Consider the following 10,795-nt stretch of genomic DNA (forward strand, 5'->3'; position numbering starts at 1 on the left):
CTAACAGCCGCATTGACGAGTTGTTGCCATTTGCGCCGGAATTCATTCAATCACTTAAATTGAAGCAATAATAGGTGGTGGGGTTGGACGCTTACACCGGATCCGGTAAAACAACCCTGATCAACGCCATTATCAATGAAATGGTTCTGTGTGACCCGGATGAGCGCATCTTCATCTTGGAGGATACCGGTGAAATCCAATGCGCTGCCCAGAATTTTGTCCAGTATCACACCACACTCGATGTCGACATGACGCAATTGCTCAAAACAACCTTGCGTATGCGCCCGGATCGTATCCTGGTGGGTGAGGTGAGAGGTGCAGAAGCACTCGATTTGCTCGATGCCTGGAACACCGGCCATGAAGGAGGGGCTGCAACTTTGCACGCCAATGATGCGATGTCGGGGCTGACTCGTCTGGAATCCCTGATTTCACGCAATCCTTCAGCACCTAAAGAGATCATGCCATTGATCGCAGAAGCGGTTGATATGGTGGTACATATCACGCGCACACCCCACGGCAGGAAAATCCAGCAGATTATCGAAGTACAAGGTTTTAAAAGAGGAAGTTACCAAATCAAGAAGCTGTAAATAAATAACAGGAGTTAGTTAATGAAAATATTGCCTTCAATTGCACTCTTCTTCATTGTTTCTTTATGCAGTTTTCTTTTGTTTTTCTTGTTGATTGATAACGCACAAGCCGCTGTTGGCGCAGGTGGTGCGCTTCCCTATGAAACCTGGCTGGTTAATCTCAGAAACTCCGTTACCGGCCCGGTTGCTTTTACCTTATCGATTGTCGGTATTGTCGTTGCAGGCGGCATTCTGATCTTTGGTGGCGAACTTAACGCTTTTTTCCGCACCCTGATTTTTATCGTGCTGGTTATGGCGTTACTTGTGGGTGCCAACAATATCATGACCAATCTATTCCAGGGCGCGGTTATTCCGGGTGAAATACCCAAAGACCAGGAATCAGTCGTAAATCCACAAGAATAGGAGACTGACTATGGCTCTTCGAACCATACCTATCCGTCAATCTGGAAACCGTCCCAATCTGTTTATGGGTGGTGACCGGGAACTGGTCATGTTTTCTATCCTGATTGCAGCCACATCTATATTTGTGGCGATGGAAATCAAAGCTACGATCTTTGGGGTAGCCCTGTGGATCTTTGCACTGTTTGCACTACGACTGATGGCTAAAAATGATCCGCAACTGCGTCATGTGTACTTACGCCAGATGCGATACAAAAAATACTATCCGGCACGCAGCACCCCTTTTTATGACAATACGCTCACACAGGAAAAACAGCATCTATGATTTCCGCCATCACAATTCTTATCGCAATGTGCGGTGCTGTGCTGCTCCTGATACTGTTTATTCGTATCCGTGATACGGGAAAAGAACTAAGACTGGATAAACATCGATCCAAAGCAATGGGCTTTGCCGATCTGCTGGTGTATGCGGCGGTTGTGGAAGATGGTGTGATTGTCGGCAAGAACGGATCATTGATGGCTGCCTGGGTATTTTGCGGCGATGATACCGCCAGTAGCACCGAGATTGAGCGTGAGCGCGTGTCATTTCGCATTAACCAAGCATTATCTCGCTTAGGCAATGGTTGGATGATTCATGTCGATGCCATCCGAAAACCGGCACAAAGTTATTCAGATAAAGCGCTTTCCAATTATCCTGATCCCGTGACCGCTGCCATTGACGAGGAGCGGCGCAATCTGTTCGAGCGTATCGGCACCTTATACGAGAGCTGCTTTATTGTATCACTGACGTACTTGCCGCCAATGCTGGCGCAGCGCAAGTTCGTTGAACTCATGTTTGATGATGACAGCGAGTCTCCCGACCTGAAAGCCAGAACACAAGGGCTATTGGAATATTTCCAGCGCGAATGCGCCAACTTTGAATCCCGGTTATCCAATGTTTTTCAATTGTCGCGCTTAAAAAGCCACAAGCTGGTGAATGAAGAAGGTACAACCATCACCCATGATGATTTCTTACAGTGGCTGCAATTATGCGTGACCGGCCTGGATCATCCGATGGTGTTACCGGCCAATCCGATGTATCTGGATACTTTGCTCGGCGGTCAGGAAATGTGGGGCGGGGTTGTGCCTAAGATTGGTCGAAATTTCGTTCAAGTGGTTTCCATTGAGGGTTTTCCACTGGAGTCATCACCCGGCATGTTGAATCTGCTATCTGAGTTGCCAGGTGTGTATCGTTGGTCATCACGATTTATCTTTATGGATGCGCATGAAGCGGTCAATCATCTGGAAAAATTCCGCAGACGCTGGAAACAAAAAATCCGTGGATTCTTTGACCAGGTGTTTAACCTGCAAAGCAGCAACATCGATGAAGACGCACTTAATATGACTGAAGATGCGCAGTCTGCCATTGCTGAGACCAATAGCGGCATGGTGGGGCAGGGGTACTATACCAGCGTGGTGGTGCTGATGATGGAAGATCGGGCAGCATTGGAAGAAGCCGGGCGAAAGGTTGAGAAAGCAATCAATCATCTGGGATTTGCCGCGCGGGTTGAAACGATCAACACAATGGATGCCTATCTGGGAAGTCTACCCGGCCACGGTGTTGAAAATGTGCGCAGACCCCTCATCAATACCATGAATCTGGCTGATCTGTTGCCAGTCAATACCATCTGGACTGGAAAACCAATAGCCCCTTGTCCGATGTATCCACCCAATTCACCGCCCTTGATGCACTGCGTGACACAAGGCGCAACACCTTTCCGGCTGAATCTGCATGTACGCGATTTAGGTCACACCTTCATGTTTGGTCCCACAGGAGCCGGTAAATCCACGCACTTGGCGTTGATTGCCGCGCAATTGAGACGCTACCCCGGCATGTCGATTTATTGCTTTGACAAGGGGCTATCGATGTATCCCCTAACAAAAGCAGTAGGTGGCCAGCATTTCACAGTAGCAGGGGATGACGAATCGCTATCTTTCTGTCCATTACAGTTTTTACAGACCAAGAGTGATCGTGCCTGGGCGCTGGAATGGATTTGTTTAATGGTTGAATTGAATAACATCACAGTCACGCCTTTGCAGCGTAACGAAATCAGTCAGGCCATTACTAACATGCATCAAAGCGGCTCCAAAACCTTATCGGATTTGTCAGTGACGATCCAGGATGAATCTATACGCGAAATTCTTCGGCAATACACCATCGACGGCATGATGGGGCACTTACTCGATGCTGAAGCCGATGGGTTGAATCTGTCTACCTTCACCACGTTCGAGATCGAAGAATTGATGAATCTCGGTGATAAATACGCGCTTCCCACGCTTTTGTATCTATTCCGGCGCATTGAGCGCAGCCTGCATGGTCAGCCTTCCGCGATTATCCTTGATGAAGCCTGGCTGATGCTGGGTCATCCGGTGTTTCGCGCCAAAATCCGCGAGTGGCTGAAAGTCATGCGTAAAAATAACTGCTTAGTATTGATGGCAACCCAAAGTTTGTCGGATGCAGCCAACAGCGGGATTCTTGATGTGATAGTCGAATCCACCGCCACCAAGATATTTCTACCCAACGTATTCGCCCGTGATGAAGAGGCTTCGGCACTGTATCGACGCATGGGATTGAATACTCGCCAGATTGAGATCTTAGCTTCTGCCATTCCTAAACAGCAATACTACACCGTGTCCGAGAATGGTCGACGGCTCTATGACCTGGCACTCGGGCCATTGGCACTCGCTTTTGTGGGATCTACAGATAAGGAATCGATTGCAACCATTAAAAACCTGTATGACAAGTATGGAGACCGCTGGGTTATCGAGTGGTTGGCGATTAAAGGATTAACGTTATCTGATTATGGAGTGGCCGCATGAATGTGATCAACGAGCTATTTAAGCTAAAGCCGGGTGCGCATAAAACTATACGTGTCAATGACGAAGTGATGGAAGGTGGTCGCCGCTGCGGTGAAAATGAAAACCCCTATTTGTCAGCACGGCGCACCTGGAATGATCATATGCGCGGGATTCAGGCTTCGCGCACTATGTGGCAAATGCTAGCACTGCTTTGTTTGTTGATTGCGCTGGCAGGAGTAGGTGGTGTGATTGTCATCGGCAGTCAATCCAAATTTATCCCTTATGTCGTCCAAGTTAACAAACTGGGTGAAGCCATCGCGGTTTCGCGCGCAGATATCGCTGCGGTGGCCGATCAGCGCGTGGTGCATGCATCGGTTGCCGCATTCATCAATGATTTGCGTATGGTCACACCGGATATCGCCTTGCAGCGGCGCGCCATCTTTCGTGCATACGCCATGCTGTCCAATAACGACCCAGCCACGGCAAAAGCTAATGAGTGGTTCAATAGTACTGAAGCAAGCAGTCCTTTCAAACGGGCTGAAACACAGACGGTCAGTGTTGAAATCATATCGGTCATACCGCAATCTCCGGAGACCTGGCAGGTCGATTGGCTGGAAAAAGTCTATGACCGGCAAGGGCACTTAACCGAGCCACCCTTCAAGATGCGCGCTTTATTGAGAATTTATAACAAGCCGACCACCCAAAGCACGACGGAAGAACAAATCCGAAATAACCCGCTGGGTATTTATATCCAGGATTTCTCCTGGTCGAAACAAACATAAAGGGATCACTCATCATGAAACCGTTACTCTCTTTAATCACATTGATTATGGCAATGGGGCTGATTGCTCCAATTCATGCCGATGGCCTATCAAATGCGTATTTCAACGATAAGAACCCGCAACTCACTCCACAGGAACGCGCTGCTATTGATCTGGCCAAGAAGTGGCAGGCAGTCAATCCCACCGGCACAAAGCCGGTTGCGGGACCGGATGGCTCAATCCGTTTTCTGTTTGGTTCACAGCAGCCCAGCATCGTCTGTGCAGTATTGCAGGTATGCGATATTGAATTGCAGCCGGGTGAGCAAGTCAATTCGATTCATCTGGGCGACCAGGCGCGCTGGTTAATAGAACCGGCAGTGACCGGCCAAGGATCTGCCGAAGTACAGCATCTGATTGTAAAACCATTGGATGTGGGCCTTGAAACATCCCTGGTAGTGACGACCAACCGGCGCACGTATCACATGCGCCTTCGATCTCACCGGCGCGATTTTATGCCGAGAGTGAGTTTTACTTATCCGGAAGATGCACTGATTAAATGGGATGCGATTAGAGATAAAGAAAGCCATGCGATGGGAATCAGAAAATCGCGCACCATTTCTGAAACCGGGGAATATCTGGGCAATCTGGATTTTGCGTATGCAGTGTCTGGCGATGCTGCCTGGAAGCCGCTGCGTGTTTATAACGACGGTCAGAAAACCATCATACAAATGCCTAGTATCATGGCGCAGACAGAAGCACCGACTTTGCTACTACTGAATAAAGAAGGCGGCATTTTTAGCGATGATGAAACGGTTATGGTGAATTACCGTTTGCAGGGTGATCGCTATATTGTAGATACCGTGTTTGATCGTGCGATTCTTATTGCGGGAGTGGGTGGTAATCAAAGCCGAGTGACAATTACGCGGGGAGATTAATCATGCGATCCAATATTTTAATTATCATTTTGGTATTGCTCCTGACTGGTTGTGCTACGCAACCGTATGGCAGTTTTATTCAAAATCCATCAATCGTAACTAGCAAAGTCATGGCCGATGATGTGACGGCCCAAATAGTGCGGCTGTATCCGGCAGCCAATACGCAGTTTAATTTGCGCCATGTGGTTAAAGATCCATTTGGCAACGCCTTGATCGAGAACCTGCGACTGGCAGGATTTGCAGTTCAGGAAGCGACTCAGCAATCAATTCAGCAACAAATCTTTGCTGTGTCTCATCAACCGGATACTGAACCTTCGAGGGGCCATGCCTTGAGTTACATCATTGACCAGTCGGGTGATTTGTATCATGTCAAACTCATGATTGACGATATGCGCTTATCGCGCGCATTCAGTGTGCAGGCCGACAGTATTCACCCTGCCGGTCTTTGGGTCAGAAAAGAATAAGGGGGGAAGGTGATGTCAACCAATTCAAAACTCCTGTCGCCCGATTCATCCCCGGATGTGGTTGCCAAAAATATCGGGGTGCGGCGCGTCAATAATCTTCCGATCGTCATTTTTGGCGCGATCATGCTGATATTCATGTTGCTTATGATGATCGTCGCCATGAATCGCGCAGCTGAACGCGGTCAATACGATTTTGATGGTAATCATGACACTCAGTCGAGCAATTCTTTTGCTTCACTGATTGCCAAAGATTATATCGGCGGCATTATCGAACCTAAAGTCCAGCCTGTAATTCCAGAACCATCTTCTGCAAAGCTATCTGCGCAGGGAATCATCATTGAGCGACCATCAGATCTGGATCGGCCGCCTTTGCCGCCCTCTATGGATACTACCGATCCATCGCTTCACGCTGATATTGCCCATATTCGGATGCTGAAACGCCAGCAACTGGAAGAAGCGATCAAGGCCAAAACCAATGTAAATGTCGTTGCACCCAGAAGTTCAGGATCATCGCCGGATTTAACCAACACCGGTACACCCAGAACGCGTGAGGAAATGCTGGCTAAATTGGCATCGGTGCGTCAACAGATTGATGCAAATCTGCGCGAAGATCCAACGACTGCGTATCATGCGCGCCTGGCGCAGTTGCGGCAGGATGGAGGAAATGGTGTAGGTGTGGGATCAAGTGTGAGTGGTGAATCCATGGATGATGGCGCCCCTCGATTGCTGGATGATGATGTTGGCAGACAGGCACAAGATTATTCGCGCTTTGATTCGGCAGAAGGAGAAGCGCGCTGGAAATTGAATAGCGAAGTGCAAAAGCCCGCATCGCCTTATGTCTTGCAAACCGGGTTTGTCATTCCGGCAACCCTGATATCCGGTATTAATTCCAGTCTGCCTGGGCAGATCATGGCACAGGTAAGCCAGCATATTTATGACTCGCCTGTCGGCAAATGGCGTTTGATTCCACAAGGATCCAGATTGGTGGGTACTTATTCCAGCGAAGTGGAATTCGGTCAGGCGCGTGTGCTGGTTGCCTGGCAGCGCATTATCTTTCCGGATGGCAAGACCATGGATATCGGTGCCATGCCGGGTGCTGGCGGGGTCGGCTACGCAGGTTTTAAAGATCTGGTCAATAACCATTACCTGCGCATCTTTGGTTCAGCCCTGATTATGTCGGCGATTGTTGCCGGTGCCGCGTACAGCCAGCGTGATGCAGGCGGTGCGTTCGGGCGGCAAAATGCCGGTAGCATCATGAGTCAATCGCTGGGTCAGCAATTGGGATTGGTAACCGCCAATCTTATCCGCAAAAACCTGAATATCTCACCCACGCTGGAAATCAGGCCGGGCTATCGCTTCAACATCATCGTTACCAAAGACATGAAATTTTCCAGACCGTATCAATCATTTGATTATTAATGCAAGGAGTGTCTGAACATGACAAACAGTAAAAAAATAGCCTCCCAGTTGATAGCGATCCTGCTCATTCTGGTTAATGCCGGTTATTCATCAGTTATCAAAGCGGGCGGTCTTGCTGTCATTGATATGGCGAATATAAAACAGACCACAACAACTGCCATCGAGAATGTGGCGCAGACACTGAAGCAGATCGAGCAGTATCAGACGCAACTGATGCAATATGAAAATATGATCCGAAACACACTGGCTCCACCTGCCTATGTCTGGGCACAAGCGCAATATACGATGAATCGCTTGATTCATATGACCAATACCATTCGCTATTATGAACAACAGTATGGAGGGCTGGATGGTTATATGCAGCGGTTTCGCAATGTTGAATATTATCGAGGCTCGCCTTGCTTTAATTTACAGGAAAAATGCAACGATTCCGCCTGGAAGTTGCTGCAGGATGGACAAAATACCAGCACCGATGCGCAGAAAAACGCCAATGATTCGCTCTTGCGGGGTTTAAGCGAGCATCAAAATCAGATCCCACTCGATGCAGCGCACTTGCAAGTCTTACAACAAAGAACCGAGTCTGCCCAAGGACAAATGGAAGCACTGCAATATGCCAACCAGCTGGCTGCGTACCAGGCAAACCAGTTGCTGCAAATGCGCCAGATGCTGATTGCCCAGCATAATGCCGCCAATACGCAAAGTCAGGCCGAGGTGGATCAAAAAGCTATGCAACAGGCCGCGCGTGAGGCGGCAACCAAGCGATTGAGTCCTGAAATATTGCCAGTTGGTAGAAACTGGTCTGTAAAAGATGCCTTTTGAAACACTAATACAAGGAGATACCGATGAAAAAAAGTCATTTGAGTATTGCAGTTATTTGTTCATTGTCTTTGTTGCTGTTGTCAGGGTGTTATAAGGATGGTGATGGCAAGCTTGAATTGAAGGAGCCTAAGAAGGAATTAAGTGAAATGCCGGAAAGAAAGAGTTGGTTTGACACACCTATATCTCAACAACCTACAAATGGATCGCAAGAATAATTGTGCACTGTATGAATAAGGGGTAAATAAGATGTTCAGGACACCAATTACCTTTTTCTGCCTATTTTTTCTATTGTTCTTTTCTACTGGAGCATATGCCGAACTGGCCTATATTGATCCAGCAACCAATCAAAGTGTTCTGGATCAAGTTGTCAATAAGTTTCAAGGCAAAGTTAAATCCTGGCAGAACATTATCCAGGGTGCAGCCGAGCGTTTGTTCTGGACGTTGGTGCTGATTTCAATGGTCTGGACGTTCGGCATGATGCTGTTGCGTAAAGCCGACATAGGAGATTTCTTTGCTGAATTCACTCGTTTTATTATTTTTACAGGGTTCTACTTCTGGCTGCTGACAAATGCCGTATCAGGCCACAATATTGCAGGTACTCTCATAGATTCTATGCAGCAATTAGGTGGCACTGCCGCCGGTTTGCCGAGTGGTGCTAGTCATTCCAGTATTATGGATATAGGTGTTTTAATCTGGAACCAGGCAACGAATAGTCTTACATTCATGCAGCCTATGGATAGTCTGATGGGTTTCGTCATTTCGTTGATTATTTTAATTATTTTGGCTGTAATTGCAGTCAATATGCTGCTCTTGCTAATTTCATCCTGGGTGTTGATGTATGCGGGTATCTTTTTACTTGGCTTTGGCGGAGCGCGCTGGACATCCGACATCGCCATAAACTACTTTAAAACGGTTTTGGGGATTGGAATACAGTTATTTGTGATGCTCCTGATTGTTGGTATTGGCAGTGATCTGTTATCCAACTTTTACGCCAAAATGGGTAAAAATGTTATGAATTATGAAGAACTGGCGGTTATGCTGATTTTTACGATTGCATTTTTTGTATTGATTTCCAGGTTACCGCTGTTGCTCGCTGGCATTGTAACGGGTAGTAGCATAGGTTCGACTGCCGGAATTGGCAGCTATAGCGCCGGTAACTTTATGGCAGCGGCTGGTACGGCGGCGGCCGTTGCATCTTATGGCGGCACACTGGCAGCTGGTCGACTGACGGCTGCAAGAAGTGCGGGGCCGGATGCTTTGCGTAGTGCTATTGAAAAGGGCCAGGCCCAGGAATCTGCGGATATGAACAATATTTCGCGAGGAGGGGGTAAATAATATGGGTAAGGCATTTAAGCGATTCGCTCGATGATGGATTTGCCGCCGGATATGCAGGAAAGGGTAGTGTGCTCAATCACAGCCGCCATCAAGTATGAAATACCAGCCAATATCTTACTGGCGATAGCCGAAAAAGAGGGTGGAAAACCGGGACAATGGGTGCGTAACAATAATGACACTCACGATGTTGGCTCAATGCAATTTAACACAAAGTATCTCCAGGATTTATCCAAATATGGCATCGCGCCTGATCATATAGCAAATCCGGGTTGTTATGCCTATGATCTGGCCGCATGGCGAGTGCGGCTACATATCAAGAATGATAAAGGCGATATCTGGACAAAAGCGGCCAATTATCATTCGCGGACTCCAAAATATAATTCAAAGTATCGCGCTGATCTGATCATAAGGGCTATTAAGTGGGCAGATTGGTTGGAAGGCCGGTTTCCTTCTTCAATTAATCCTTCCTTCGAAGAATGACAAAGTTGCATATCATTGTTTTTCTATAATATCGCTTATTTTCCAGCCACTATGTTAACCAGGCTGATTGCATCTGATTTGAATTCCTTTGTATCCCGCTTACTTTTTGCCATATTTGCTTCCAATTAAGACTATTTTCTCTTAGGGAAACCCTGAACAAGTGTCATTTCGAGCAAGAGCGAGAGATCTATTACATTGATTATTAAAGATTCCTCACTACGTTCGGAATGACAAACGCAAGTTATTCAGAGTCTCCTTAGCTAGGTTGTCCTCACGTCAGTATGTCGCTCCTTATTGGAGGCATTATTATCTTTAGAAAATAACTCGGCGGCTTGCTCAATGAGCGGCAGTTTCTAGCTATTTATCTGTGTGGGATATACATTATGATGAGCTGTTGATTGTGGGACGGTCTCATCTCATACTGTCTGATAGCCTGATTCCTGTTCGTCTGTTATCATGCAGGTCAATTTTATGCAGATGTTTTATCGGCTTATAGCACTACTCAATTTCTTTGAGCTATCTACCCGATCAATAAAATTAATCCGATATGAGCCAATTTAGGTTTTCAACCCTGGATTTTCCTGAAAATGAGCGGGTTAATGCATTTCAGGATGTTTATGCTTCCATTGCTAACATGGATATGGAACCTTATCAGGGTCACGCTGTTGACGCTAACTCAAAACTGACCAGAAAAGGCTGTTTGTGCTAACTGAATTTTGACCAGGTAATCCACGTATCCTGCTTAATTTTTAAGCGGG

General features: G+C 47.2%; 12 protein-coding genes. All 12 read left to right on the plus strand.

Translation table 11 applies throughout. The annotated features are described in order from the left end of the window. Window positions 1-74 precede the first annotated feature (74 nt). The 12 genes from C4S39_RS14365 to C4S39_RS14420 are packed head-to-tail and all read left to right on the plus strand — an operon-like array spanning window position 75 to window position 10,037. Window positions 75-587 (plus strand): ATPase, T2SS/T4P/T4SS family, encoded by a 513-nt coding sequence (locus C4S39_RS14365; RefSeq protein WP_258039463.1) that lies wholly within the window; start codon window positions 75-77, stop codon window positions 585-587. Window positions 588-608: 21 nt separating this feature from the next. Further along, window positions 609-989, plus strand: a complete 381-nt coding sequence (locus C4S39_RS14370; RefSeq protein ID WP_103967633.1) for a TrbC/VirB2 family protein — start codon at window positions 609-611, stop codon at window positions 987-989. Between the two features lie 10 nt (window positions 990-999). Further along, the gene (locus C4S39_RS14375) at window positions 1,000-1,311 is read left to right on the plus strand and encodes a conjugal transfer protein TrbD (RefSeq protein ID WP_103967634.1); all 312 of its coding nucleotides are present in this window, start codon (window positions 1,000-1,002) and stop codon (window positions 1,309-1,311) included. Further along, window positions 1,308-3,845: a VirB4 family type IV secretion/conjugal transfer ATPase gene (locus C4S39_RS14380; protein ID WP_103967635.1), complete on the plus strand. Its 2,538-nt coding sequence runs from the start codon at window positions 1,308-1,310 to the stop codon at window positions 3,843-3,845. Before C4S39_RS14375 ends, C4S39_RS14380 begins: the two co-directional genes overlap by 4 nt. Beyond that, window positions 3,842-4,606, plus strand: a complete 765-nt coding sequence (locus C4S39_RS14385; RefSeq protein ID WP_103967636.1) for a VirB8/TrbF family protein — start codon at window positions 3,842-3,844, stop codon at window positions 4,604-4,606. Before C4S39_RS14380 ends, C4S39_RS14385 begins: the two co-directional genes overlap by 4 nt. A gap of 14 nt (window positions 4,607-4,620) precedes the next feature. Further along, on the plus strand, window positions 4,621-5,520 hold the full coding sequence (trbG, locus tag C4S39_RS14390) for a P-type conjugative transfer protein TrbG (RefSeq protein ID WP_103967637.1): 900 nt from the start codon (window positions 4,621-4,623) through the stop codon (window positions 5,518-5,520). Between the two features lie 2 nt (window positions 5,521-5,522). Further along, window positions 5,523-5,984, plus strand: coding sequence for a conjugal transfer protein TrbH (locus tag C4S39_RS14395; RefSeq protein WP_103967638.1), 462 nt, complete (start codon window positions 5,523-5,525; stop codon window positions 5,982-5,984). Window positions 5,985-5,996: 12 nt separating this feature from the next. Further along, on the plus strand, window positions 5,997-7,403 hold the full coding sequence (locus C4S39_RS14400; RefSeq protein WP_103967639.1) for a TrbI/VirB10 family protein: 1,407 nt from the start codon (window positions 5,997-5,999) through the stop codon (window positions 7,401-7,403). Between the two features lie 18 nt (window positions 7,404-7,421). Further along, on the plus strand, window positions 7,422-8,222 hold the full coding sequence (trbJ, locus tag C4S39_RS14405; RefSeq protein ID WP_103967640.1) for a P-type conjugative transfer protein TrbJ: 801 nt from the start codon (window positions 7,422-7,424) through the stop codon (window positions 8,220-8,222). A gap of 23 nt (window positions 8,223-8,245) precedes the next feature. Next, the gene (locus C4S39_RS14410) at window positions 8,246-8,437 is read left to right on the plus strand and encodes a hypothetical protein (RefSeq protein ID WP_103967641.1); all 192 of its coding nucleotides are present in this window, start codon (window positions 8,246-8,248) and stop codon (window positions 8,435-8,437) included. 31 nt (window positions 8,438-8,468) lie between these two features. Next, window positions 8,469-9,557, plus strand: coding sequence for a P-type conjugative transfer protein TrbL (gene trbL, locus C4S39_RS14415; RefSeq protein ID WP_103967642.1), 1,089 nt, complete (start codon window positions 8,469-8,471; stop codon window positions 9,555-9,557). A gap of 30 nt (window positions 9,558-9,587) precedes the next feature. After that, on the plus strand, window positions 9,588-10,037 hold the full coding sequence (locus tag C4S39_RS14420; protein ID WP_103967643.1) for a conjugal transfer protein TrbN: 450 nt from the start codon (window positions 9,588-9,590) through the stop codon (window positions 10,035-10,037). The last annotated feature ends 758 nt before the right edge of the window (window positions 10,038-10,795 follow it).

The sequence above is a fragment of the Nitrosomonas ureae genome (assembly GCF_900108305.1).
Classification (GTDB): domain Bacteria; phylum Pseudomonadota; class Gammaproteobacteria; order Burkholderiales; family Nitrosomonadaceae; genus Nitrosomonas; species Nitrosomonas ureae_B.